26 protein-coding genes are annotated in these 23361 nt (G+C 56.0%); 8 read left to right on the forward strand and 18 right to left on the reverse strand.

Going from position 1 to position 23361, the window contains the following annotated elements:
• Positions 1–80 precede the first annotated feature (80 nt).
• A complete protein-coding gene (locus L0666_RS01155; protein WP_235257277.1) occupies positions 81–971 on the forward strand; it encodes an AraC family transcriptional regulator in 891 nt (296 codons plus the stop codon).
• Between the two features lie 154 nt (positions 972–1125).
• Here L0666_RS01155 and L0666_RS01160 read toward each other — a convergent pair whose 3' ends face one another.
• The 6 genes from L0666_RS01160 to L0666_RS01185 all read right to left on the reverse strand — a co-directional run bounded on the left by L0666_RS01160 (position 1126) and on the right by L0666_RS01185 (position 5566).
• Complete coding sequence (locus L0666_RS01160; RefSeq protein ID WP_235257279.1) at positions 1126–1941, reverse strand: ATP-grasp fold amidoligase family protein; 816 nt, start codon at positions 1939–1941, stop codon at positions 1126–1128.
• Positions 1942–2293: 352 nt separating this feature from the next.
• Complete coding sequence (locus L0666_RS01165; protein WP_235257281.1) at positions 2294–3124, reverse strand: arginyltransferase; 831 nt, start codon at positions 3122–3124, stop codon at positions 2294–2296.
• Between the two features lie 237 nt (positions 3125–3361).
• A complete protein-coding gene (locus L0666_RS01170) occupies positions 3362–3796 on the reverse strand; it encodes a DUF2852 domain-containing protein (RefSeq protein WP_235257284.1) in 435 nt (144 codons plus the stop codon).
• Positions 3797–3854: 58 nt separating this feature from the next.
• The gene (locus L0666_RS01175) at positions 3855–4328 is read right to left on the reverse strand and encodes a DUF2852 domain-containing protein (RefSeq protein ID WP_418887966.1); all 474 of its coding nucleotides are present in this window, start codon (positions 4326–4328) and stop codon (positions 3855–3857) included.
• Positions 4329–4487: 159 nt separating this feature from the next.
• The gene (locus L0666_RS01180) at positions 4488–5099 is read right to left on the reverse strand and encodes a transglycosylase domain-containing protein (protein ID WP_235257286.1); all 612 of its coding nucleotides are present in this window, start codon (positions 5097–5099) and stop codon (positions 4488–4490) included.
• A complete protein-coding gene (locus tag L0666_RS01185) occupies positions 5099–5566 on the reverse strand; it encodes a YbaK/EbsC family protein (RefSeq protein WP_235257288.1) in 468 nt (155 codons plus the stop codon). The genes L0666_RS01180 and L0666_RS01185 overlap by 1 nt, the downstream gene beginning before the upstream one ends.
• Positions 5567–5629: 63 nt before the next feature.
• On the opposite strand from L0666_RS01185, the gene L0666_RS01190 reads away from it, so the two are divergent.
• Both L0666_RS01190 and L0666_RS01195 read left to right on the forward strand, forming a co-directional pair.
• Entirely contained in the window at positions 5630–8404 is a 2775-nt protein-coding gene (locus L0666_RS01190) for a [protein-PII] uridylyltransferase family protein (protein ID WP_235257290.1), read from the forward strand.
• Complete coding sequence (locus L0666_RS01195) at positions 8391–8657, forward strand: hypothetical protein (RefSeq protein ID WP_235257292.1); 267 nt, start codon at positions 8391–8393, stop codon at positions 8655–8657. The genes L0666_RS01190 and L0666_RS01195 overlap by 14 nt, the downstream gene beginning before the upstream one ends.
• A 22-nt stretch (positions 8658–8679) precedes the next feature.
• Here the strand turns inward: L0666_RS01195 and eda are convergent, their stop codons facing one another.
• Positions 8680–9321: a bifunctional 4-hydroxy-2-oxoglutarate aldolase/2-dehydro-3-deoxy-phosphogluconate aldolase gene (gene eda, locus L0666_RS01200; protein WP_235257294.1), complete on the reverse strand. Its 642-nt coding sequence runs from the start codon at positions 9319–9321 to the stop codon at positions 8680–8682.
• Between the two features lie 86 nt (positions 9322–9407).
• On the reverse strand, positions 9408–11210 hold the full coding sequence (gene edd, locus L0666_RS01205) for a phosphogluconate dehydratase (RefSeq protein ID WP_235257296.1): 1803 nt from the start codon (positions 11208–11210) through the stop codon (positions 9408–9410).
• A 267-nt stretch (positions 11211–11477) separates the two neighbouring features.
• Between edd and L0666_RS01210 the strand changes: the two genes are divergently transcribed.
• From L0666_RS01210 to L0666_RS01220, 3 genes are read left to right on the forward strand one after another with little or no spacing between them, the layout of a single operon-like run.
• Positions 11478–12107, forward strand: coding sequence for a DUF6778 family protein (locus tag L0666_RS01210; RefSeq protein ID WP_235257298.1), 630 nt, complete (start codon positions 11478–11480; stop codon positions 12105–12107).
• 41 nt (positions 12108–12148) lie between these two features.
• Positions 12149–13345, forward strand: a complete 1197-nt coding sequence (locus tag L0666_RS01215; protein WP_235257300.1) for an RSP_2647 family RNA methyltransferase — start codon at positions 12149–12151, stop codon at positions 13343–13345.
• A complete protein-coding gene (locus L0666_RS01220; protein WP_235257302.1) occupies positions 13342–13884 on the forward strand; it encodes an RSP_2648 family PIN domain-containing protein in 543 nt (180 codons plus the stop codon). Before L0666_RS01215 ends, L0666_RS01220 begins: the two co-directional genes overlap by 4 nt.
• Here L0666_RS01220 and L0666_RS01225 read toward each other — a convergent pair.
• The 9 genes from L0666_RS01225 to L0666_RS01265 form a co-directional block, all read right to left on the reverse strand.
• Positions 13881–14564 (reverse strand): M48 family metallopeptidase, encoded by a 684-nt coding sequence (locus L0666_RS01225; RefSeq protein WP_235257304.1) that lies wholly within the window; start codon positions 14562–14564, stop codon positions 13881–13883. The genes L0666_RS01220 and L0666_RS01225 overlap by 4 nt on opposite strands.
• A 24-nt stretch (positions 14565–14588) precedes the next feature.
• A complete protein-coding gene (locus L0666_RS01230) occupies positions 14589–15734 on the reverse strand; it encodes a M24 family metallopeptidase (protein ID WP_235257306.1) in 1146 nt (381 codons plus the stop codon).
• A gap of 31 nt (positions 15735–15765) precedes the next feature.
• Positions 15766–16374, reverse strand: a complete 609-nt coding sequence (locus L0666_RS01235) for a DedA family protein (protein WP_235257308.1) — start codon at positions 16372–16374, stop codon at positions 15766–15768.
• 6 nt (positions 16375–16380) lie between these two features.
• Entirely contained in the window at positions 16381–16746 is a 366-nt protein-coding gene (locus L0666_RS01240) for a hypothetical protein (RefSeq protein WP_235257310.1), read from the reverse strand.
• Positions 16743–17927 carry a vWA domain-containing protein gene (locus L0666_RS01245; protein ID WP_235257312.1) on the reverse strand — a complete coding sequence of 395 codons (1185 nt, stop codon included), beginning with the start codon at positions 17925–17927 and terminating at the stop codon, positions 16743–16745. The genes L0666_RS01240 and L0666_RS01245 overlap by 4 nt, the downstream gene beginning before the upstream one ends.
• Positions 17927–18097, reverse strand: a complete 171-nt coding sequence (locus L0666_RS01250) for a hypothetical protein (protein WP_235257314.1) — start codon at positions 18095–18097, stop codon at positions 17927–17929. The genes L0666_RS01245 and L0666_RS01250 overlap by 1 nt, the downstream gene beginning before the upstream one ends.
• A gap of 3 nt (positions 18098–18100) precedes the next feature.
• A complete protein-coding gene (locus L0666_RS01255) occupies positions 18101–19474 on the reverse strand; it encodes a DUF2927 domain-containing protein (RefSeq protein WP_235257316.1) in 1374 nt (457 codons plus the stop codon).
• Positions 19471–19650, reverse strand: coding sequence for a hypothetical protein (locus L0666_RS01260; RefSeq protein WP_235257318.1), 180 nt, complete (start codon positions 19648–19650; stop codon positions 19471–19473). The genes L0666_RS01255 and L0666_RS01260 overlap by 4 nt, the downstream gene beginning before the upstream one ends.
• A gap of 278 nt (positions 19651–19928) precedes the next feature.
• Positions 19929–20768, reverse strand: a complete 840-nt coding sequence (locus L0666_RS01265; RefSeq protein ID WP_235257321.1) for an AAA family ATPase — start codon at positions 20766–20768, stop codon at positions 19929–19931.
• 192 nt (positions 20769–20960) lie between these two features.
• On the opposite strand from L0666_RS01265, the gene dksA reads away from it, so the two are divergent.
• Together dksA and L0666_RS01275 are read left to right on the forward strand one after the other, a co-directional pair.
• The gene (gene dksA / locus L0666_RS01270) at positions 20961–21383 is read left to right on the forward strand and encodes an RNA polymerase-binding protein DksA (RefSeq protein WP_235257323.1); all 423 of its coding nucleotides are present in this window, start codon (positions 20961–20963) and stop codon (positions 21381–21383) included.
• 7 nt (positions 21384–21390) lie between these two features.
• A complete protein-coding gene (locus L0666_RS01275) occupies positions 21391–22542 on the forward strand; it encodes an FAD-dependent monooxygenase (RefSeq protein WP_235257325.1) in 1152 nt (383 codons plus the stop codon).
• A 16-nt stretch (positions 22543–22558) separates the two neighbouring features.
• On the opposite strand, the gene xth is transcribed toward L0666_RS01275, so the two are convergent.
• Positions 22559–23359 (reverse strand): exodeoxyribonuclease III, encoded by an 801-nt coding sequence (gene xth, locus L0666_RS01280; protein WP_235257327.1) that lies wholly within the window; start codon positions 23357–23359, stop codon positions 22559–22561.
• Positions 23360–23361 lie beyond the last annotated feature (2 nt).

Genomic DNA, 23361 nt, shown 5'->3' on the forward strand with positions numbered 1-23361 from the left:
ATAGGCGGGATTGTCGCGAATACTTGCCCGATTGTCTCAGCACTATTGAGCGTTTCGATTTTCCATGCCAGCTTAGCGCTATGAGCAGTAAGCAGATTAAAACATTAATCGAACGCCACCTTCCAGAGGCCGGCTTGGTGGATACCGCTTTGAAAGGCGTGCAACTTTATCGGGTCACCGACGCAATGCCTTGTGCGCCTGCCGTCTATGAACCCACAGTTGTTGCAATTGTCAGCGGAGTGAAAGAAGCCGTTCTCGACGGTGAACGGCATGTCTATGACAGTAGCCGATACATGTGCTGCCCGATGACCATGCCGGTCGAGGCGGGCGCACCGCAGGCATCGCCAGAGGACCCGTTGATCGGCGCGCTGATCGCGCTCGACGGACGGGTTATGACTGAGCTTTCTATCGAGATCGAGACCTCGACCAGTTCTATCCGCAAGCCAGACGGGGCGGCCCCGCAGGGGCTCACGCTGGCACGGTGGGATGCGGACTTCACTCAGGCGCTCCTCAGGCTTTTGGAATTGCTAGACAGCCCGACGGACGCGGCGGTACTTGGGCCGGGGCGGCTTCGCGAGCTTTATTATGCCGTGCTGAAGGGCGAGGCGGGGGGCGCAGCGAAGCGGGCCTTTGGTGTTGGCAACGAGATAGCGCGGACCATCGACTACCTCTCCAATCGATTGAACGAGCCTGTCACAATCGACGAGATGGCTTCTCAGGTCGGGATGAGCCGCGCCGTGTTTCACCGCAGGTTCAAAGAGGCAACGAAGATGTCACCGATCCAATTCATGAAGTCGATGAAGCTGAACAATGCAGCGATGAAGATCGCTGGCGGCATGACAGTGAACGAGGCGGCCTTGGACGTGGGATACGTAAGTTCTTCGCAGTTCAGCAGGGAGTTCAAACGCATGTATGGTAAGTCGCCACGCCAATGGAGCCACACAGCGCAGATCCCAGTTGGCGTCATGTAAGGGAGGCCCGGGGTTGAACCGCCAGCAACACCTGCACGGAAAGTAAGAATAGGCTCTTTGTGGTGCGCTTTCTTGGCTCGAGCAAGTGGCGGTGAAAGAGCAGTATCGGAATGGCAGTTCATTGCGGTTACTGGTGACCGCTTCGCTGATGAAGTTAGCTGTCATCTGAGGTAAGGAGCTTCCGCAATTCGGCAGAATATAGTTCCTTCCAACCCTTTTGTGGCGTGCGCATAAACCAACTTCCCTTGAGGTTCCAAGACGTGTTTACAGCCTCGCTCGAAACGTCGCCAACAAGAGGTAAGTACCCCGCCATGTTGTAGATCGTGAGTTCGCTGAACCACAGTTTATGGCCGTCCGAAAGGATATCCACCCGCATGTGATCAAAATGGCGACCAATTTGGCGTGCGATTTTTAGTGCTTCCTTGGTGTTCTCCGGCAAAGGCCGGTTTGCTCGTTTGGCTACCGCAGCGGCGCCCTCAAAAAGCACCCAATTCCCTTGGCCATCAGGCAGCCAGACATCAGCAACATCATCACTGAAACGGTCGTAAATGATAACAAGTCGCTCGATACGTTCCCCAAACGTGTAGACCTTGAATTCAGTGGTGATGTTAGGAATGAGCGTTTCAATCATGATCTTGCGAGCTATCCCGAAGTAGGCCCACTCCAACCTTTTTCGCCCTTGCGGCTTTCGCAGATAACGGCGCATCCGCCGATTAAAGGCTGCGCGATTTTGGGGGGCATCGTGCAATATTATGTTCGTACCGCTGCCGTGGTTCGCTTTCGCGACAACACCTTTTGCCAAGAGATCGTCTGGGATTTTGGTGGGGTCTGTTCCCGTCCAAACAACGGGTGGTGAGTCGATTTCGATCTGGTTCTTCGCCAACCAATCCCGAACGCGCAACTTGTCTGAAATCTCGGTGAATTCGGGACTACGGTCAAATATTTTCCGCCAGAAGTACTTCTCATTCATCGTTCGTGGTCTGGCCGGATTAGGCAGCCTATGTGATCGATCAACTTTATAATACCAGTACGCCAGGCGTGGGTGTCGCAACAAGACGGCCCATCGAACAGCGCTGATTACCCAAGTTGACATGGGTTCAGCGTACAGTGTCTGATAACCATTGGTCAATTTACGGATGTGGTCATAATTGCACCATAAGCCCCGCCTCAAACTTAAGACGTTATTGAAGGTTCTTGCCTGACTGGCGGGTAACAGTCATCCGTTTTCAGCAGCAGTCTTCGCTTTGGGTTCGATGCAGACGTTGGATGATTGTGGCTGGCAAGCCTGTCACGCAGAATTTGAGCGAACTGGCGCGGCGTCTTCAGCTTTGCTGATCGGGCAGGGCAATCCGCGAGACTTGCTCTGCAATCGGTTCAATAGACATCGGGTTCAATTCGTTGGAATAGTCTTCGGGGTCTTGAAGGGGTTCCCATTCGCCTTTGCGAAACACTTCGACACCTTTGAATTTCGCCTTGTAGCCCATCTTTTCCGAGCCGGGGACCCAATAGCCAAGATAGATATAAGGTAGGCCAAGTTCCTGCGCGATCTTTATGTGATCTAGGATCAGATAAGTCCCAAGTGAGTTCTTCATCAGTTCGGGGGCAAAGAAGGAATAGACCATCGATAGCCCGTCATCCAAGATATCCGTTAGGCACACTGCACGCAGGGCCTCATAGCGATCATCTGCAAGCGCGGCGGGGTCTTTGTATTCTATCAGGCGGGTGCGGATCGGGGTTTCTTCGACCATGGCCGCAAATTCAAACAGGTCCATATCAGCCATGCCACCAGAGGCATGGCGGCTTTCCAGATAGTCACTGAACAAAGTGTATTGGGCTTCTGTCGCCCAAGGGGACGAGGCCGATCTTTCCAGCGCGCTATTGCGCTTTGTAACGCGTTTCTGGCTTTTGGAAGGGGCGAAGTCAGCAATCCTGATGCGCGCGGACAGACAGGCGCTACATTCCGAACAGGACGGGCGGTACAGCACATTCTGCGACCGTCGAAACCCTTGTTTGGATAAGCTGTTGTTGAGGGTTTCCGCACCGCCGCCTTGCAATGCCGTGAACAATTTGCGTTCCATCCGGCCATCCAAATAGGGACAGGGTTGCGGCGCAGTTACGTAGAACTGCGGGGCTATGGGAAGGCTATGACGCATGCACACTCAATTCAACATTGGATAGCTTAAGCCTAACAAACCCAACGGCTGGGCGGCAAGTCGCGATTTTGCGCCAATTGGCTAAGGCCTGACGGGGCCAGTTTGTGAATTGGGAGACGTTCAGAAATGGGGCAAAGGCTGGCGAGTCTTGGGGGCATGGATGGGACGTCCATGTTTGAGGGATCGCCAGCCTTTGCCTTCAATGCGTCAGGGGACTGGGCGCATCGAAGTGGGGTGTTAGTCGTCTAAAGCTGCCGCACGTTGATCCAAAAACGCGTCAAACTCTGACTGGTCTTTGGCATGGCGCAGGCGGGACAGGAAACCTTCAAAGTTCTCTTGCTCGACTTCTAAACGTTCAATCATATCATGGCGGTAGGCATCAAAGCTTGCGTTGCCGCTGCTGCGTTGTGCGGTGGTTGGCATCAACGATTTCATCGCTTCGTCCATGTCGCGCGGGGCGGGCGATGGGCGGCCTGTCGGGGCAAACCCGCCGCGCCATGCAAGGATCACGGCAATCAGGATGCCAGCAGGCCAGAATACGTTAAGAGCTACGATTGTGACTGGGATCGCAAAGGCGGCGAACAGGATGGTTGAAAGAACTTGGACGGCGACAGGCATCGGGTCAGAATGCGCGTGGTTGGTTTTAAAATCGAAATCGGTGGAAATGGTCATCTAAAGTGTCCCTTTGAGTTGGTGGGAAGGCGCCCCAGTGAGGGGCGCCCGTGTTGGTTTAAGCAGGCTTTGCATCGTCTTCTGCGACGTCATCTTGCGTGGTGCGGGTCGCACGATCGTCCATGAACTGGTCGAATTCGGCTTTGTCTTTTGCGTCACGCAAGCGCTTGAGGAACTCTTCAAAGTTGGCTTGCTCTTCTTCGAGGCGGTTCAGCGTGTCAGCCTTATAAGCGTCAAAAGCGGCGTTACCTGAAGAGGACATAGCGGACCTCATGGCGTGGTGACGTTGGTGACGGTGATGGCGCTTTGCGGCGCAGTTTCCAGAAAACATGCGTTTACTCCAGATCATGTAGGCAAGAAGGGCGAGGCCGACAGGCCAGACGAAGATAAAGCCGAGAACCATGGTAGCGATCCATGCGCCCTTACCACGTTCATCAAGCCAACGTTCGGACCGTTGGAACCAGTTACCGCCCTCGCGCATTGGCCGCGCATAAGGGGCGTCATAATCAATATTTGTGGACGAGGTGGTCATTTCGGGTGCTCCGTTCTTGGTTTGCGTTTGATGTGAATGCTTTTCACATTACCAAGATGGGGCGGTAAGTCGGTTGGCGCAAGGTATAATGTAAATGTTTTTTACATTTACTTTGTAAGGCTTTGTTTTTCAGTTGTAAAAAATCAATTTGAGAAGGGTTTACTCGGTCAAGCAGCGCCCGTTAGGCAAGATTTCCGCTGGGCCAGCCCCAGTCAACTCTCGCGATGTGTCTGCATCCCAGAACTCCATTAGGACACCCTGAACGGCAAGTGAGTTATATCTGGGGGGCAGGCGATCTGGATGAGATTCAAACATCATCGGAGCCCGCAAAAGCGTCGCAAGGGTCAGAACCTGCGCCAGCGTTGCCTGTTCCAACCGTGTTCCCATTCGATGCTCAAGCGCGTCGGAAAATCCGTAACAGCCTGCACCCAGATAGACATGTTCCGCGTACATGGTCATGATTTCTTCTGGGGTAAACTCATTGGCAAGGTCGGCGGCTAATCTGATTTCCATCGCTTTGGCGGTTAGTGTTCGCTGCGGCGAGACCAGAAAATTGCGCACAACTGCCTGCGAAATCGGTGAAAACGCTGGAAAGGTTTCAAAGTAGTCGCGATCCTCCGACGCAGCGATGGCCTGTTGAACGATCAGGGGCGGGACAGCAGACAAATCAAACAGGTCTGAATTGCGCAGATGGGTGACATCCGGCAGGTTGAGTTCTTCCGAATGGGCGGGAACGGCAAAAAGGCAGGCAAATGCAATTAAACGGATCATCAAACGAATTCCGCCTCGATTGCGTTTGACAGTGCCTTGAGCGTTTCTGGCGCAATCGGAAAGATGTGGCGCGGGGTTCCGGCGGCGGCGAAGACCACATCGAAGTCCGACAAACGCGGGTCCCAAAAGGCGCGGATCGGGTTCAAGTGGCCGATAGGGGCGACGCCGCCAATGGCAAACCCCGTTTGCGTGCGGATCAGGGCGGCGTCGGCTTTGCCTAACGGTTCACCCGCCAGTGCGCTGGCCTTGGCTGCATCCACTTGGTTGCCGCCTGCGGTGATGAACAGGATCGCAGCACCGCTTTCCTCACCACGAAAAATGATGGATTTGGCGATTTGGTCGATATGACAGCCCGCAGCATCTGCCGCTTGTTGGGCAGTTCTTGTCTGATCGGACATTTCCATCGGGGTGATATCTAGGCCCGCCTCGGTAAGGGTGCGGGCGACTCGTTTCAGGCTTTTACTCATCTCGGTAGGGTGGCAATGGATTGACCCGTTGACCAGCCCTGAGCTGCGGCCCAAAGTCGTAAAATGAACTTTGCAGATCGAATTACACGGGTTCCGCATCCGTTTGAGCCCGAGCGAGCCGCTGAGGCGCTGGAACCTTTTGGGGATTTCAGCCCCGAGGTGCGCGAACTGATTGGTGGCGCGGCAGGATGCAGCCCGTATCTGAACGGCTTGTTGTCGCGTGATGGCGCGTGGTTGCGCGGGGCTTTGGATGACCCTGAAGCGGCGTTAAAGGCCGAACTACAGGCGGTTGCCGCTTTGCCTTTGGCGGATTTGTCAGCGGGATTGCGATTGGCCAAACGGCGGATTGCGTTGCTGACCGGGTTGGCGGATCTCGGCGGGGTTTGGTCACTAGAAGACGTGACACGCGCGCTGTCGCTTTTGGCAGATGCCGCTGTTGATGTGTCTTTGAAGCGATTGGTGGCTGCGGAAATTGCAAGAGGTAAACTGCCCGGACAGGGTGAGGATGACGCCGATACTGCCGCCGGAATGGTGAGCATTGCCATGGGCAAGGGCGGCGCGTTCGAGCTCAACTATTCCAGCGATATCGATCTTATCTGCCTGTTTGATGAAACGCGGTTCGATCCTGATGATTTCCACGATGCGCGGTCCGCCTTTGTGCGGGTGACACGAAAGATGTCCGCGATGCTCAGTGATTTGACGGGCGACGGCTATGTGTTCCGAACAGATTTGCGGTTGCGGCCTGATCCGTCAGTGACGCCTGTGTGCCTGTCCATGGAAGCAGCAGAGCGGTATTACGAAAGCGTCGGGCGGACGTGGGAACGGGCCGCGTTTATCAAGGCTAGGGCGGCGTCGGGTGACATTGAATCCGGTGAGAAATTCCTGAAGACGCTCACGCCATTTGTTTGGCGCAAGCATTTGGATTTTGTAGCTATCCAAGATGCCCATGACATGCGGTTGCGCATTCGCGAACATAAAGGATTGGGCGGTAAGATCAGCCTACCGGGGCACAATATGAAACTTGGGCGGGGCGGTATCCGAGAAATCGAATTCTTTGCCCAGACACGGCAATTGATCGCGGGTGGGCGGGATGCGTCTCTGCGCAGCCGCCAAACCGTGCCAGCTTTGGCGGCTTTAGCAAAGGCAGGCTGGGTACCCGAAGACGAAGCAGAGGTCCTGACCCGTCATTATCGCCAACACCGAGAAGTTGAACACCGTTTGCAGATGCTGCGCGATGCGCAGACCCACGATCTGCCAAGAAGTGATGAAGAATTTGCCCGTCTGGCGGCATTCATGGGGGTTGAAGATAAAGCTCTGCGCGCGGACCTGCACAGTCGCTTGGAAGAGGTTCACGCGCTCACCGAAGGGTTTTTTGCCCCAAGCGAGACCGAGGACAGCGACGCGTTCGGGGCAGAGATTACCGAACGCTGGCTGACCTATCCTGCGTTGCGATCTGATCGGGCTGTGACGATTTTTGAACGCCTGAAACCGCAGATATTGAAAGCCCTTGGCGATGCGGCGAAACCACAAGAAGCCTTAGCGTCCTTTGATGAATTTCTAAAAGGCTTGCCCGCTGGTGTGCAGGTCTTTTCACTGTTCGAGGCCAACCCCCAACTGACCAAACTGATCGTCGATATCGCAGCGACGGCCCCTGCATTGGCGCAGTATCTTGGGCGCAACTCGGCGGTGTTTGACGCGGTGATCGGGGGCGATTTCTTTTCTGATTGGCCTAAAGAAGGCGTACTGCGAGACTTGATCAAAGCTGCGATGGCCTCCGCCGATGATTATGAGGCCAAGTTGGACGCCGCGCGGCGCTGGCAAAAGGAATGGCACTTTCGGATTGGGGTGCACCACCTGCGCGGGTTGGTAGATGCGGAACAGGCGGGACGCCAGTACTGTGATCTAGCGAGCGCGGTTCTGAGCGAGCTTTACCCCGTCGTTGTTGAACACTTTGCGACAAAGCATGGCGATCCTCCTGGGCGGGGGGCTGTGGTTGTTGGCATGGGATCCCTTGGGGCGGGGCGACTTCATGCGGCGTCTGATCTTGATTTGATCGTTATTTACGATGGGCTGGATGTTGAAAACTCCGACGGCAAACGTCCCTTGGCGACGCGGCCCTATTATGCGCGATTGACGCAAGCACTGGTGACTGCCGCGACGGCGCCAATGGCCGAAGGCCGTCTATATGAGGTCGATATGCGATTGCGTCCGTCTGGCGGGCAGGGGCCCGTCGCGACGGCATTTTCTGGTTTTGAACCCTATCAATTGAACGAGGCTTGGACGTGGGAGCACCTTGCGTTGACGCGCGCGCGGGTTGTCGCGGGGGATGAGAGCTTGGCCGCGGACGTGGATGCGGTGCGCTTGCGGGTTTTGCAGGCCAAAGCCAGCGGTGAAACGGTTGCTGCGGATGTCGGGGATATGCGCCGCCGTATCGCCAGCGCCAAACCTCAGCAGGGGCCATGGGATGCCAAGATTGGCGCAGGTCGCTTGCAAGATGTTGAACTTGCTGGGCAATTGGTTGCGCTACAATCTGCTGCGACCAGCCGTGCAACAATGGATCAGATCTCTGATGGCGTGACGTCCGGCGCATTGGACGCAGGACAAGCAGCATCCCTTAGTGACGCTGCATCGCTCTGTTGGACGGTGCAGGCGGCGTCACAGCTTTTGCTTGGCACAGGGCTGGATGCGGACAAACTGGGGGAGGGCGGCTGTCGGTTCCTTGCGCGGGAAACCGGTGCGGGCGACCTTGACGCGCTGGCCGCTTTGATGGACAGCACATGCACGCAGGCAGCGGACGTAATTTCAGAGCTGGTAGGGGACGAACATGGCAAAAGGTGACGCGTTGGACCCCAAGGGGCTCATGGAAGAAGCATTCAAGATTGAAGGTATCTCTGCGCCTGAGTGCCGATCGATTTTCCTCGATTGGGCGCTTAGCTATCATGGGGCGCCACATGACGGGATCAAGGCCCTGCTGGACCGCCACGCGGCTGAACCGGCGGATCACCCGATGACAAAGACACTGAAAGAAGGTTTGGTCGCTCCAACGACGCCCAAACGGCGCGGTGGGCGGCAGGCGCGAGTGGCGGACTAAACCCGCCACTCTGCAAGATCAATTAGCGGGACAAGGCGGCGGCTTCGCGCGCCAGTGTCTCGATCGCGTCCCAATCGCCAGCCTCAACAAGGTCAGACGGTGCAACCCATGACCCGCCAACACAAACCGTGTTTGGCAGCGCAAGGTATGTCGGCGCGTTGGACAAGCTTACGCCGCCCGTCGGGCAGAACTTGATCTGTGGCAGCGGTGACGACAGCCCTTTAAGTAAAGGTGCACCACCGGCTGCTTCAGCAGGGAAGAACTTTTGTGTTGTGTAACCGCGTTCCAAGAGACGCATGGCTTCGGTGGCACTTGCAGCGCCCGGCAGCAGTGGTAGATCGTTGGCTTCGCATGCATCCAGCAAACGGTCCGTTGCACCAGGAGAGACACCAAACGTTGCGCCGGCGTCTTTTGCTGCGATCACGTCTGCTTCTGTCAGCAATGTGCCAGCGCCAACAACGCCGCCTTCGACCTTTGCCATTTCGCGGATTACGTCGAGCGCGGCATCGGTGCGCAATGTGACCTCAAGCGCCGGCAGACCACCGGAGACCAATGCACGGGCCAGATCACCTGCTTTGCTGGCGTCTTTGACCACCAGAACTGGGACCACAGGAGCGAGCGCGCAGATGTCAGCGGCCAATTGAGAAGCGTGTTCGGGCGTCATATCGAAATCCTTTTTCGGAGTAGACTAGTATACAAGATAGGTGTCACATCCCGTTTAGCGGGTTGCGACAGAAATTGGAATGGTCGTTAGAGAACCACGCCCGCGCCTTCCGTAGCAGGGCCTACGGTTTTGCGGAACATTTCGAACAACTCGCGACCAACGCCTGTGCCATTGCCCGTCAGGTCGGCAACAGCAGGGGTGCGGCCTGTCAGGTCCGTGAGGCATTCCAGTGTGCCATTGGTGGCATCCAAACGCAGGATGTCGCCGTCTCGCAGGAGGGCGATCGGGCCACCATCGGCAGCTTCTGGTGCAACGTGAATAGCGGCTGGAACTTTGCCGGACGCGCCAGACATGCGGCCATCCGTAACCAACGCGACCTTAAGTCCGCGATCTTGCAGAACAGCCAATGTCGGCGTCAAGGAATGCAATTCTGGCATGCCGTTCGATTTTGGCCCTTGGAAGCGCACGACAACGATTGTGTCCTCGGTCAACTCTCCGGCTTGAAATGCCGCCTTACAGTCGTGCTGTTCATGGAAAATCCGAACCGGGGCTTCGATGATGTGGCGTTCAGGGGCCACTGCAGAAACCTTGATCACGCCGCGCCCGATATTGCCGCTGAGTTGAACCAAACCACCCTGAGGGGCAAATGGATCAGAAGCAGGTTTTAGAATGCGGTCGTTGTGGGTTTCAGTCGGGCCCGCGCGGTAGCCAAACCCTTCTTTGGTGAGTTCGGGTTCTTGGGTGTAATGCGACATGCCCGCACCAGCGACGGTTTTCACATCTTCATGCATTAACCCGTTTTCGAGCAAGCTTGAGATCATGAACTGCAAGCCACCTGCGGCGTGGAAGTGGTTCACGTCGGCCAGCCCGTTTGGATAGACTTTGGCCATAAGCGGTGTAACAGCCGAAATGTCAGAAAAATCCTCAAGATCGAGGATCACGCCAGCCGCCCGCGCCATTGCTGGGAGGTGCAAGACGAGGTTGGTTGAGCCACCGGTTGCCATCAATCCAACAAGGCCGTTCACAAAGGCCTTTTCGTCGAGGATATCGCTGACAGGGGTGTACTCATTGCCCATCGCAGTGATCTGCAACGCGCGTTTGGTCGCCTGAACGGTCAGTTCTTCGCGCAGGTCAGTGTCAGGATTCACGAAAGACGCGCCAGGCAGATGAAGGCCCATGAATTCCATCAACATCTGGTTGGTGTTGGCGGTGCCGTAGAATGTACAGGTGCCGGGGCCGTGGTAGCTGGCCATTTCCGCCTTCATCAGTTCGGCGCGGTCAATGTTTCCTTTGGCAAATTCTTGGCGAACTTTTGCTTTTTCGTCGTTAGGCAGGCCGGACGTCATCGGGCCAGCGGGAACGAAGAGGCCCGGGATGTAGCCAAACGTTGCAGCGGCCATGATAAGGCCGGGAACGATCTTATCGCAGACACCCAAATAGAGGGCCGCATCAAAAACGTTGTGGGACAGGCCAACACCTGCTGCGAGCGCGATGACATCGCGCGAGAACAGGGACAGTTCCATCCCCGTCTGACCCTGCGTTACGCCATCACACATGGATGGCACACCACCCGCTACTTGTGCTGTGCCGCCTGCAGAACGGGCCGCCGCGCGGATCTTTTCAGGATAAGTTTCAAAGGGTTGGTGGGCGGACAACATGTCGTTGTAGGCGGTGATGATCCCGATATTTGGGGCCTTTTCCGCGATCAATGCTGCTTTGTCATCGCCCATGGGGGCGTAAGCGTGGGCTTGGTTGCCGCATGTCAGGTGAGCACGGCGCGGGCCGTCAGCTGCGGCGGCAGACATCCGAGCGAGGTATGCGGTCCGAGTTGGTGCGCTGCGTTCAATAATGCGGTCAGTCACGCGCTGGATTGTCGAGTTAAGTGCCATGTAATCCTACCAGATTGCGAGGGCTAACGTGGTCGGCCCGTCATGAAAGTTGTGGTCTCATAGCACAAATAGTTAGCGCTAACAACGAAGCTTTTGTCGCAGGCTACATTGATTGGGCCGTTGAATATGCCCTGCACCAAACAACGAACTTCCCAGCAATTACCCTTAGTTAACCACATTTCTGCCCCATGTCCGGAGGCATATTGGCCTTGCCTCGTGGGGGGGCACATAGCTGAGCCTCAAAATGGATGGGCTCTGGAGGATAACATGAAACTACTTAAACTCGTTGCATTCGGCGCCGTCGCCGCCACCCTTACAGCTTGTTCCACAGCTGATGTTGTTTCCCGTAACGCACCGCTGGATTCGCCTCGTATTGGCGCAGAAGTGGCTCCGCAGGTTTTGCGGGATTATTCCCTTCATGCGGTTCGTTTTGCTATTCCAGCAGACATGACCGTGTCCGAAGCTAATTCTTATTACCCGATTGCTGACATCGTTTGGCGCGGTGACCCATTGGGCAACCGTTCTGAGCAAATCTCCGAGATGTTCCAATCGTCCGTTCGCGCCGCAGGCCTTGGTCTGACGGGGGCGACGCCAGTGATTGTTGATGTCGAACTCGTGCGGTTCCATTCCCTAACGGAACGCACACGCTACTCTGTTGGCGGTGTCCACTCGATCAAGTTTGATTTGACAATCCGCGACGCGGAAACTGGTGAAGTTCTTGAACCCACGCGCCGCATCAATGGTGACCTGCCAGCCCTTGGTGGCTATGCCGCGCTGGCTGCAGACAATTCAGGTGAAACCCAGAAGGTCCGCATCATCCGTCATCTGTCCAGCTTGTTCTATCAGAACATGACTGGAATGACCGGACAGGGACAAACCGCGCTGACCGGAAGCTGATCCGCTTTCCAAGTTAAGATGAACACGGTAAGGGGGCTGTTATGAAACAGTTCCCTTTACCTATTGTTCGCCTGCTTCCCAAAGCAAAACCGCAAGTCATTCGCCACGGGTTTCCGTGGGTCTTTGCCAATGAGTTGGTTATGGACCGTCGTACCAAAGGCCTGAGCCATGGTGGCTTGGTCGTTTTGGAAGATGCAGATCGTCGCCCTCTCGGGCTTGGTACGATCAACCCAAAATCAAAAATCGCCGTACGTATGCTGGATTTTGATCCAGAAGCTGAGATTGATGAGACATGGTTCGCCGCCAAGTTAACGCGCGCCTTGCAGCACCGCGAAGCGCTGTATGATGCGCCGTTCTACCGTTTGGTTCACGCCGAAGCAGACGGGTTGCCAGGTGTTATCATCGACCGATTTGGCGATGTGGCCGTTATCCAGCCGAACGCGGCCTATGCCGAACGGATGATCGAACCACTTGTTGCGGCTTTGGTGGCGGTGACTGGAGTCACGACTGTTATCAAAAACGGCACAGGCCGCGCACGCAGCCTTGAAGGGCTAGAAGAAGAGATGGTCGTCGTGCATGGCGATGAGCCAACTGGCCCCGTGCCTGTGCAGATGAATGGCGCGACCTACATGGCTGATGTCATGGGCGGCCAAAAAACGGGATTGTTCTTTGATCAGCGCCCCAACCACGCATTTGCTGCGCAACTGGCCAAAGGTGGCAGTATTCTGGATGTCTTCAGCCACGTTGGCGGGTTTTCATTGGCCGCTTTGGCAAATGGCGCCATGTCCGCCATTGCGGTTGACGGGTCTGCTGCGGCTTTGGAACTGGCAGAGGCGGGGGCGAAAGCGTCTGGTGTCGCCGATAAGTTCGAAACGCGTAAGGGCGACGCTTTTGATGTACTTGAAGCACTGGGCAAAGACGGCGAAACCTTTGATGTTGTTGTCTGTGATCCGCCTGCATTCGCACCAAGCAAAGCCACCGCCGAAAAGGGGCTGCGAGCCTATGAACGCGTTGCGCGACTGGCGGCGCCCTTGGTGAAAGAGGGCGGCTATCTTGTGCTGTGTTCCTGTTCCCACGCCGCAGACCTAAAACGGTTCCGTGATGCGTCTGCACGTGGCATTGGCCGTGGTGGGCGCCGCTCGCAACTGGTTTACACGGGGCAGGCTGGGCCGGATCATCCGTTGCTGCCGCAATTGGCCGAAAGCGGCTATCTAAAGGCGCTTGCTTTCCGTCTATGAGAGTTCTGATCGACGCCTGTGTTTTATACCCGACCGTCATGCGGGAAGTTGTACTAGGTGTTGCTGGCGAAGGTCTTTTTGACCCGCGCTGGTCGCCGCGCATTCTGGAAGAATGGGCGCGTGCAGCGCGTAAGATCGGCCCCGAGGGCGAGACGATTGCGCGCGGCGAGATTGCAGGCATTCAGGCGCGGTTTCCGCGTGCCGAGGTTCAGATTCCCCAAGGGGTCGAGGCGCGGCTTTGGCTGCCAGATCCTAATGATATCCACGTTCTAGCGGCGGCTATTGGCTGTTCAGCGGATGCGATCATGACCGTGAATGCCAAAGATTTCCCGCGTGGGGAACTTGCCGAACAGGGGCTGGACCGCGTGGACCCAGACGGTTTTTTGGTCAGTTTGGCAGTGGATCATCCCGATGCCGTTCAACGTGTCGGTGAGGCCGTCTTGGCCGAAGCGCGCCGTTTGTCAGGTGAAGATTGGGAAATGCGCAAATTGATGCGCAAAGCCCGCTTGCCGCGACTTGGAAAACTCCTGTCGGCCTAAGCGTTCCATTTGATTTCATTGGCCTCAATCGCGGCGATACGCTCATGGGTTTTTGGGTGGCTCAGCAACCACGCGGGTTGGCTAGCCCCACGTGCGCCCGTGAGGTGTTCAAGTTTCGTAAACAGATCCTTTTGTGCCTGCGTGCCGATCCCCGCTTTTATCAGTAGGGCGCTGGCATAGGCGTCGGCCTCGTATTCATCCGAACGGGACAGCCGCGCCTTCAATATGCTCATCGCTGCGTTGGCGATCATCGGGCCAAGGCCTGGGATAAAACGTGACAATACCATCGCCAGCGCTGTGCGAAGGGCGTTCTGGCCAGAGAAGTCGATCATCCGGCGGCGCGAATGGCCCAAGGCCACATGGCCCAATTCATGGGCGATGACGCTGGCCATTTCTTCTGCTGTGACCTGACCATCCTGATACTTCTTGTAAAACCCACGGGTGATGAAAATACGCCCATCCGGTGCAGCCAACCCATTCACAGGGTCCACTTCGTAGATGTTTACTTTGATGCGAGGCAGATCGACGACTTTGGCCATTTCGGCCGTGAGCGCCCGCAGCTTGGCGTCCGCAAGCTCGGTTGACTTTGCATCCAGCTCTTTGGCCAGACGCCATGACGACAGACGATACATGACGATGCCGTAGCCAATCGCGAACAAAATGGGGAGAAACTTGAGCATGGAATAGATATGGGGCCGTTGCGCCTATCTGACAAGCAGATCGAGAGGATGACGGGACAGTCTTTCGCAGCCTGTTTCTGTCACCAGAACGGAATGGCCCAATGTCATAGCCGCGCCAGCGTCGCTGTCCATCAGGATCATATGCAAGAAAAAGACTTGCCCTTGCTGCATCAAAAGCGGGTTTCCTTCATAAAACATAGGGAAATCCACCCAGATCGGATTGTAGACCGCGCCCATGCCATAACCGCAGGCCTGAAGCCGCGCATGGGACAATCCATGGGCATCAAACACGTTTGCGTGGGCGGTGTAGACGTCGCCCATGGGTGCGCCCGGTTTTATCGCGGCTTCACAGGCGCACAGGGCTTCAGCAGCGGCTGCATGCATTCGGACGTGTGTGTCGCTCGGGGTGCCAATCAGCACCGTGCGCATCATGGCAGCGTGATAACGGGCATAAGCGCCAGACCATTCTAACGTCAGTTGGTCTTGAGCGTCCAGATTGCGGCGGCCTGAATAATAACGGCACAGCAACGCACCTTCGCCAGATCCGATGATAAATTCGTTGCCCGCATAATCCCCACCGCCCTTAAAGACAGCCCCTTGCATAGCGGCCAGAATATCCCCCTCGAACGCGCTTGCATGGGTCGCGGCCAAGCCAGCGTCTAAGGCGTCATCCGAAAGCACCGCGGCCCGTCGGTGCATAGCGATTTCGGCGGGGGATTTGATACGGCGCAGGGTGCGGATCAGGTCAGAATGGTCGCGCAGGTCGGGCAGGGTGGCGCGCAGGGCTTGGCCGTTGCGATCGGTCAGGCCAACCGTATCGGATTCAAACCCGATTGCGCCGGTCACACCAAGATCTGCCAATAAACGAGCGAGGTCTTTGGTCGGATCGCAGCCCTCAAATTCTGGCCAAATGTGGATGTGATCATCTGCCAAAGTTGACGTGTAGCGGGCTTGGCGCAGGTCAGGCATCCGTGTCAGTAAGTGGATGTCGCCCTTCGCCGTAAGAACCATTGCCTGAAACATTGCAAAACCAAAGGTGTCATAGCCCGTCAGCCAAAGGTGACTTTCGGGGGCAAACAGAAGTAAGGCATCAAGGCCTGCGTCTTGCACCGCTTTGGTGGCGATGGTTTGGCGGGTGGAATACTCGGCAGCGTCAAAATGGAGTGTCATGGCGCAAGCCTGTTCAGAGCCCGCCCAAACGTCAAGCGGTATCGTTGGCCTGCTTCTTCTTGGCTGCCCGCATCAACCACCATCCAAGTGCGATCACCGCCACAAGGGCCGTGATGAACCCGCTTGCGTTGCTTAGTAGGGATGCAACGGAAGTGATGTTATCCGCAAAGCCGTAGCCAAGCCCGACATAGATACCGACCCAGAAAATCTCACCAACAAAGGCCCAAAGGGCGAAGCGTGCCCAGTTAAATCGGGTCACGCCGCAAGTATAATTCATCCATGGCCCAAGTGGCGCCACCAGCCATGTCGAAAAGAACACAGAGCTGCTGCCGCGACGGTCTAGGAAATCCTTGGCTTTGGTCATCAAAGACGCGCGTTTGGGGGTCTTGTGGAACCAGTCGTGTGCCCGTTGACCAAAGCCCCGAGCAATCCAGTAACCGGAATTATCCCCAGCAACGGCGCCCCCGAATGCGGCACCCGCAACAGTCGCGAGGCTAAGATCGCCCGTAGCCGCAAACCCGCCGGACGCCAGCATCAATAGCGAAGTCGGAATAGGAATGGCCAAACAGCTCAGGAAGGTCGCGATCAATACGATTGTCGTGCCGTAAGTGGCGACCATTGTCAGGAGAAATTCACTCATCTGCGATCAATTCCCCGCAGGCGTGCGTGCGGCGCGCTCGGCTTCATGTAGGGCTGCTGCCGCATCCACACGGGTCTGTAAATCGGCAAGTGTCACGCCATTGGCGGCTGCGATGGCATCAAGCGAGATACGGCGCGGCGGGGTGCCGGGGGTGATAAATAGCGCCTCAAGTAAAAATTCTCGCGGCAGGTGATAGGACTGCGCCACATAGCGTGGTGTCATCCACCCTGCGAGGGGCTGGTTCTGGTGAGCAGGATCCATCCAGTAGATAGCTGACGAAATGGTTTTGACCCCGAAATAGCCAAGCGCGCCAAGAGCGAAGGCAAATGTGATAAGGGCCAAACGGTGCGTATCCCAAAGATGTTTGATCATGTGAGAACCTTCATTCCGCGTTCGATCCCTTGAAGGGTCATTGGCACCATTCTATCCGCGCCAAAAATCTCCCGGATCATTTGAACAGACTGTGTGTACTGCCAATACCGTTCGGGCAGGGGGTTAAGCCAAAGATTATTAGACCATTGTTCCCGCGCGCGTTCCAGCCAGACTTGTCCGGCTTCTTCGTTCCAGTGTTCATTGGCACCGCCGCGGTAGGCAACCTCGTAAGGCGACATGCTGGCGTCACCGACAAAGATGCATTTGTAATCAGGGCCATAGGTGCGCAGAACTTCCCACGTTGGGATTTGTGCATCCCAACGACGGCGGTTGTCGCGCCACACGCCCTCATAGAGGCAATTGTGGAAATAGAAGTGTTCAAGGTGTTTGAACTCGGACTTGGCCGCGCTGAACAGCTCTTCCACCAGTTTGATATGCGGATCCATCGACCCTCCGACGTCCAAGAACAACAAAACCTTCACGGCGTTGCGCCGCTCTGGTCTGGTTTTTACGTCTAAGTAGCCGTGTTCCGCCGTTGCGCGGATCGTTCCGTCGAGGTCGAGTTCATCCGCGGCCCCGTCGCGTGCCCAACGACGCAGACGTTTTAGGGCGACTTTGATGTTGCGAGTGCCGATTTCAACGGTGTCATCAAGGTTGCGAAATTCGCGTTTGTCCCAAACTTTGACAGCGCGCTGGTGGCGAGATTTGTCTTGTCCGATGCGCACGCCTTCGGGGTTGTAGCCATATGCCCCGAACGGCGACGTGCCTGCCGTTCCGACCCATTTATTGCCGCCTTGGTGACGACCTTTTTGTTCTTCCAGCCGTTGCTTGAGCGTTTCCATCAGCTTGTCGAACCCGCCGAGGGCTTCGATTTCGGCTTTTTCTTCAGCACTCAAATGCTTTTCGGCCATTTTCTCCAACCACTCTTGCGGGATGTCGACAGCTTCCATCACTTGATCAGAGGTGATGGCGTCGAGTCCCTCAAAGGCAGCGGCAAAGGCGCGATCGAACTTGTCGATATTGCGTTCGTCTTTCACCATGCAAGTGCGCGCGAGGTAATAAAAGGCCTCGATGTCATAGGTCGCAATGCCTGCATCCATGCCTTCTAGAAATGTCAGGTATTCGCGTAAGGAGACTGGCACGCCGCCTCTTCGAAGCTGATCGAAGAAGGGGAGAAACATCAGACTACGTTGCGGGTTATGATAATCGCGATGAACATGCCGACGACTCCGAAAATCATCGCAAAAACGGCGGCCCATTGCGCGATGTCAGCCATCTTCCCACCCTTGGATTTCGCCCGATAGGCCCCCAGCAATGCTCCGAAAAACAAACCGCCGAGAGGATAAATCATGGGTTACGTCCCTTTTAGTGGATTAAGCGATGCGATTTCCCGCAGGCGCGCGCGGACGTTGGTGTCAGCGCCAAATCCGTATCGCGCCCAGCCCAAAGAGTCCATGCGAACTATGCGCGCTTCTGGTGCACGGCCCAGCATTTCCAGAGCCTCGGCCTTGAACATCATCAAAGTTGCCAGAAGGGCCGCGTTTTCGTGACCGCGTGCAATTGGGATTGCACTATCGGTGAGGTTTAGCACGGCCTGACCGTCACCGGATGACAAAGCAAACGCGGCAAGCTGAACCGAAACATGCGCTGCGTGCAGGCGTGTTTCAGGGGAGCGGTTGTAGATGCGTAGGGATTCATTGAACGCGGATAAGGCGATATCGCTGTCATACCCGACATTAAGACGGCCAAAGGCGTAATGGGCAAAGCCATCGCGCGGACCGGACCAATTATGTGCACCAGCAAGGCTAACAGCCTCTAGGGCTGCGTTGCGGCGGTTATTGCCGGATGAACCACCTGTCAGAGCTGTTTCGATATTATCGATCCAGTCGCGGGTGGTGTCGTTTTGCGGCCGTGGGGTGCGGTGATCACCTTCCGGGTTCAAGCGGCTTAGCACCGCGTTCAGACGTGCAGCGACTTGGCCACGTGTCATTCCATTGGCGAGGGCAGGGTCATAGTAGGCCCGCAAGATCAACATATCAAAGCTGGTCAGGACAGCATGGATGTTGTCGTCGTTGAAAACGGAATCTGACAGGCGGTAAAGATCATTAAGCGGACCAAGAGCCTGCGCGAGTTCTTCGTGCAGACAGTCACGGATTTCCTGCGGGGCCACATCGGATGGCACAAAGACAGCGGCGCGGTCGCGGCGTTCAAGCGTGGTCCAATCTACGGTAGGCGTGCGGCGCACGGATTTGAATTCTTCCCAAGAAGACACGCGCGGTACTACAAAACAGGCGGCACGTGGCACAGCAGCATTCAAAACAGCGCGCGGAATGGCTTCGACGGTAATTGAAGCATCAGCCGCCCCCGTCATAAAGATATCAATGCCGGCCTCATTGCGGAATCGGCCCAAGAGGGCACGTAGGTCCGGTGTCAGGCTTAGCGGGATTTGTCCGGTGACGCGGACCGAAATAGGGGCTTCGAAACGGGTCAGGCGCGCAACGGGGCGGCCACTTTCCATTCGAAAGGCGAGGTCCATGAAGTCTTTGCCGATTTCACGGTTTGAACGTGTTGGCGTGTTTACGGTATTGCCCGCGAAAGATCGCATAGGTGGCAAGCTGTCTTGCAGACCCATCGTGCGGGTCGGGAGGGTTGGGGATTGTGGGGCAGGCGTACATGCGGTCATGAACATGACCGACAGCGCCATCAGACGGCGGAATGTGCGGTTCATACGGTCCCCACTCTCGAACGGCGGCCAGATGCCGCGCAGGGATCGATTCCGGCAGGGTCCAACGCAGCGGCGCTGGCCTTATGTAAGGTCAGTTCTTCGGTCCACACCTGTCCCGTCCGGGCATCTTCGGCCCGTGACGTGTGATGCGTTGCGACCGGCATTTTTGCCTTGGTCAACTCTGCTCTCCTTTTAACTCAGTCCGGAACCTGCCAGTGGACTGAGGCTCGAGTTTGGGCGAAATTGGGCAATTCCGCGTCCAAGGGCTCGGGCTCTTTATTTAAAGGGGAAAGAGGGGGTGCATTTCACCGAAAATCGGCCCGCAACGTGGATATTGCGGCGGTGTGTGATTCAAAAGACTCAATAGGTTAGTGGCCAAAACTAATGTGCCCACTAGATATAGTAAGGTCCTCAAGACCGCTCGTTAGAGTGATGTTTCAGTGAGTCGCGATTGTGGCTAGCGCTGTCCGCGCGCCATAAATGCGAGACGTTCAAACAGATGCACGTCCTGTTCGTTCTTGAGCAAGGCCCCGTGCAATTTCGGCAACGCTGACGCGCCGTCTTTCTTGAGATCTTCTGAAGTCAGATCTTCGGCCAACAAAAGTTTCAACCAATCCAGAACCTCGGATGTGCTGGGCTTTTTCTTGAGGCCCTGTTGTTCGCGAATTTCGTAGAATTGCGTTAGCGCAGCCGTCAACAAAGCATCCCTGATACCGGGGTGGTGGACTTCAACGATCTTGCGCATCGTATCCATGTCCGGAAACTGAATGTAGTGAAAGAAACAACGACGCAGGAACGCATCAGGCAGTTCTTTTTCGTTGTTGGACGTAATGATGATGATTGGACGCTGTGTGGCGGTCACGGTTTCACCGGTTTCGTAGACGTGGAACTCCATGCGGTCGAGTTCTTGAAGAAGGTCATTGGGAAATTCGATGTCAGCTTTGTCGATTTCATCAATCAAGAGCACCACACGGCCTTCGGTCTGGAACGCCTGCCAAAGTTTGCCTTTTTTAATGTAGTTGGACACGTCGTTGACCTTATCGTCACCAAGCTGACTGTCGCGCAAACGGCTTACGGCATCATATTCGTACAGGCCTTGCTGCGCCTTTGTCGTGGATTTGATGTGCCATTCGATCATTGGAAGACCTAGCGCGGCACTCACCTGTCGCGCGAGTTCGGTTTTGCCGGTTCCGGGTTCCCCTTTGACAAGCAGGGGGCGTTCAAGTGTCACAGCTGCGTTGACGGCGACCGTAAGATCATCGGTTGCAACATAAGTTTCGGTTCCGGAAAAACGCATAAGGTGCTCAATTGTCCTAATTTTCAGCAATGTTCACGGTAACATCTTGGCGGGCGGCTTCAACCCATGAAAAGTTGATTGCCAAGGGGGTGACACACTGCCTGTGAGGGAGTAAACGGTGCTTGAAGAGAGGGCAATATATTGTCAAACGAACAAGACATCTCAACATCGACGACCTCCAAGGGAGCCAAGATGAAAGCTGAATCATTCCTGCCGGACGATTATAAACCGGCCGAAAATGAGCCGTTTATGAACGATAAGCAGCTCGAATATTTCCGCCGTAAGTTGTTAACTTGGCGTTCCGAGATTTTGGAAGACAGCCGCGATACCATCGAATCTATGAAAGATGGCACGCGCAATATTCCTGACGTCGCAGATCGCGCATCAGAAGAAACCGACCGCGCGTTGGAATTGCGCACTCGGGACCGCGAACGCAAACTCGTCGCCAAAATCGATGGTGCTTTGCGCCGTATCGAAGAAGGCGAGTTTGGGTATTGTGATGTAACGGGCGAACCAATCAGCCTGAAACGTCTGGACGCCCGTCCGATCGCCACAATGAGCCTTGAGGCGCAAGAGCGCCACGAGCGCCGCGAAAAGGTTCACCGGAACGATTGATCATTCAATGAATAATTCATCGACACGACAGCATGGCGGCCACAATCGGGGTCGCCATGTTTCGATTCTAGGGGGCGGCATTGGCGGGTTGACCTGTGCGCTGGCCTTTGCGCGCAGCGGTGCGCGGGTGGATGTTTACGAACAAGCCCCTGAAATTTCCGAGGTCGGGGCAGGGATCCAGATCACGCCAAACGGCGCGCGCGTGTTTGAGGCTTTGGGGCTGGGTGCCGCTGCAGTTGAGGCCGCTTCGATACGATCCGAGGCCGTGATGCCGATGGACGGGCTGACGGGTCGACAAATTGCTCGGTTTGATCTTACTGCTTTGGCTGGGCCAGCATATCGTTTCTACCATCGGGCAAGTTTGATCGCGCTGTTGCTTGATGCCTGTCGGGCTGCGGGTGTGGTGATCAATCTGGGTTCAAAGAAGACAGTGGATGAGGTTGACGTTGACGTCGTCGTCGGTGCGGAGGGTATTCATTCGCAAACGCGCGCGTTGTTGAATGGCGAACAAGAGCCGTTCTTTACAGGGCAGGTGGCGTGGCGAGCCATGGTGGATGCGCCAGATGCGGACGCGGTTGCGCGGATCTGGATGGCGCCAAACCGTCATATCGTGACCTATCCGCTAAAGGGTGGGCTGTTGAACATCGTGGCGGTGCAAGAACGTCAGCAATGGGCCCCTGAGGGCTGGGCACACCGCGATGATGCCGGCAATCTGCGACACGTCTTTCGGGACTGCGCACCTGAATTGAAGGGCATTTTGTCCAAGGTGGACGAGGTTCATTTGTGGGGTCTGTTCCGACATCCAGTTGCAGACGTTTGGGGGCGCGATTCCATTTTCATTCTGGGCGATGCGGCTCATCCGACCCTGCCGTTTCTCGCGCAGGGGGCTAACCTTGCGATTGAGGACGCGATGATGTTGGCGCGTTGTTGTGACGCGGGATCATTGGAAGAGGCGCAGGCGCGATATGTGATCCTGCGTAAACCGCGGGTCAGCCGCGCAATTGCAGCGGCCAATAGAAATGCACGTAACTACCACCTTACAGGCGCGGCACGAACTGTTGCTCATATGGGTTTGAAAACATTAGGTTTCGTTGCGCCCAAGCTATTCTTGGGGCGCATGGATTGGCTCTACGGGTATGACGTGACGGGTGAGAGTTGACGCTGACGCATCTGGCTTAGGCGTCCAGATCGACCCAAACAGGAACGTGGTCAGAGGGTTTTTCGCGTCCCCGCACTTCGGATTCGATCCAACAGTCATTGAGTAGATCAGCGCATTGATTTGACAGCAAAAAGTGATCAATTCGAATGCCGTCGTTGCGGTCCCAAGCGCCCGCTTGATAGTCCCAGAACGAATAGTGACCTGCGCCACTGTGGCACGCGCGGAATGCTTCTGTCAGGCCAAGGTTCAACAGTCGACGAAAGGCCGCGCGGCTGTCTGGGCGAAACAGCGCATCATCTGTCCATGCTTCGGGGCGCTTGGCGTCTTCTGGTTGCGGAATTATGTTGTAATCTCCGGCCATTAGGAAGGGTTCTTCAAGTTTCATGAGCTCTTCTGCTCGTGCCTTGAGACGGTCCATCCAGCGCAGTTTGTAGTCGTATTTCGGTCCCGGTGCTGGGTTGCCGTTGGGCAAGTACAGGCCGCAGATACGGATAGCCTTGTCGCCGATAACTGTGGCTTCGATGTAGCGCGCTTCGATGTCATCAACGCCTTCGCGGCCTGCACCCTCACCACCGGGCAGTCCGCGGGTCACATCTTCGAGGGGGAGTTTGGACAGGATCGCGACGCCGTTGAAACCTTTTTGGCCGTGGGTTTCGACAGTGTACCCCATGTTTTCAAAATGTTCGCGCGGGAAACCTTCGTCGACGGATTTGATTTCTTGCAACAGGGCAACGTCTGGCTGCGACCCTTCAAGCCATTCAGTCAGCGCGCCGATACGCGCCTTAACGCCGTTGATATTGAATGTCGCGATTTTCATGG

Origin of the sequence: Octadecabacter algicola, from assembly GCF_021532625.1 — a bacterium.
Classification (GTDB): Bacteria; Pseudomonadota; Alphaproteobacteria; order Rhodobacterales; family Rhodobacteraceae; genus Octadecabacter; species Octadecabacter algicola.

Excerpts from the sequence above, each read along its gene's own strand:
- L0666_RS01155 (WP_235257277.1), top strand. The coding sequence starts at position 81 with ATGAGCAGTAAGCAGATTAAAACATTAATCGAACGCCACCTTCCAGAG.
- L0666_RS01160 (WP_235257279.1), bottom strand. The coding sequence starts at position 1,941 with ATGAATGAGAAGTACTTCTGGCGGAAAATATTTGACCGTAGTCCCGAA.
- L0666_RS01165 (WP_235257281.1), bottom strand. The coding sequence starts at position 3,124 with ATGCGTCATAGCCTTCCCATAGCCCCGCAGTTCTACGTAACTGCGCCG.
- L0666_RS01170 (WP_235257284.1), bottom strand. The coding sequence starts at position 3,796 with ATGACCATTTCCACCGATTTCGATTTTAAAACCAACCACGCGCATTCT.
- L0666_RS01175 (WP_418887966.1), bottom strand. The coding sequence starts at position 4,328 with ATGACCACCTCGTCCACAAATATTGATTATGACGCCCCTTATGCGCGG.
- L0666_RS01180 (WP_235257286.1), bottom strand. The coding sequence starts at position 5,099 with ATGATCCGTTTAATTGCATTTGCCTGCCTTTTTGCCGTTCCCGCCCAT.
- L0666_RS01185 (WP_235257288.1), bottom strand. The coding sequence starts at position 5,566 with ATGAGTAAAAGCCTGAAACGAGTCGCCCGCACCCTTACCGAGGCGGGC.
- L0666_RS01190 (WP_235257290.1), top strand. The coding sequence starts at position 5,630 with ATGAACTTTGCAGATCGAATTACACGGGTTCCGCATCCGTTTGAGCCC.
- L0666_RS01195 (WP_235257292.1), top strand. The coding sequence starts at position 8,391 with ATGGCAAAAGGTGACGCGTTGGACCCCAAGGGGCTCATGGAAGAAGCA.
- eda (WP_235257294.1), bottom strand. The coding sequence starts at position 9,321 with ATGACGCCCGAACACGCTTCTCAATTGGCCGCTGACATCTGCGCGCTC.
- edd (WP_235257296.1), bottom strand. The coding sequence starts at position 11,210 with ATGGCACTTAACTCGACAATCCAGCGCGTGACTGACCGCATTATTGAA.
- L0666_RS01210 (WP_235257298.1), top strand. The coding sequence starts at position 11,478 with ATGAAACTACTTAAACTCGTTGCATTCGGCGCCGTCGCCGCCACCCTT.
- L0666_RS01215 (WP_235257300.1), top strand. The coding sequence starts at position 12,149 with ATGAAACAGTTCCCTTTACCTATTGTTCGCCTGCTTCCCAAAGCAAAA.
- L0666_RS01220 (WP_235257302.1), top strand. The coding sequence starts at position 13,342 with ATGAGAGTTCTGATCGACGCCTGTGTTTTATACCCGACCGTCATGCGG.
- L0666_RS01225 (WP_235257304.1), bottom strand. The coding sequence starts at position 14,564 with ATGCTCAAGTTTCTCCCCATTTTGTTCGCGATTGGCTACGGCATCGTC.
- L0666_RS01230 (WP_235257306.1), bottom strand. The coding sequence starts at position 15,734 with ATGACACTCCATTTTGACGCTGCCGAGTATTCCACCCGCCAAACCATC.
- L0666_RS01235 (WP_235257308.1), bottom strand. The coding sequence starts at position 16,374 with ATGAGTGAATTTCTCCTGACAATGGTCGCCACTTACGGCACGACAATC.
- L0666_RS01240 (WP_235257310.1), bottom strand. The coding sequence starts at position 16,746 with ATGATCAAACATCTTTGGGATACGCACCGTTTGGCCCTTATCACATTT.
- L0666_RS01245 (WP_235257312.1), bottom strand. The coding sequence starts at position 17,927 with ATGTTTCTCCCCTTCTTCGATCAGCTTCGAAGAGGCGGCGTGCCAGTC.
- L0666_RS01250 (WP_235257314.1), bottom strand. The coding sequence starts at position 18,097 with ATGATTTATCCTCTCGGCGGTTTGTTTTTCGGAGCATTGCTGGGGGCC.
- L0666_RS01255 (WP_235257316.1), bottom strand. The coding sequence starts at position 19,474 with ATGAACCGCACATTCCGCCGTCTGATGGCGCTGTCGGTCATGTTCATG.
- L0666_RS01265 (WP_235257321.1), bottom strand. The coding sequence starts at position 20,768 with ATGCGTTTTTCCGGAACCGAAACTTATGTTGCAACCGATGATCTTACG.
- dksA (WP_235257323.1), top strand. The coding sequence starts at position 20,961 with ATGAAAGCTGAATCATTCCTGCCGGACGATTATAAACCGGCCGAAAAT.
- L0666_RS01275 (WP_235257325.1), top strand. The coding sequence starts at position 21,391 with ATGAATAATTCATCGACACGACAGCATGGCGGCCACAATCGGGGTCGC.
- xth (WP_235257327.1), bottom strand. The coding sequence starts at position 23,359 with ATGAAAATCGCGACATTCAATATCAACGGCGTTAAGGCGCGTATCGGC.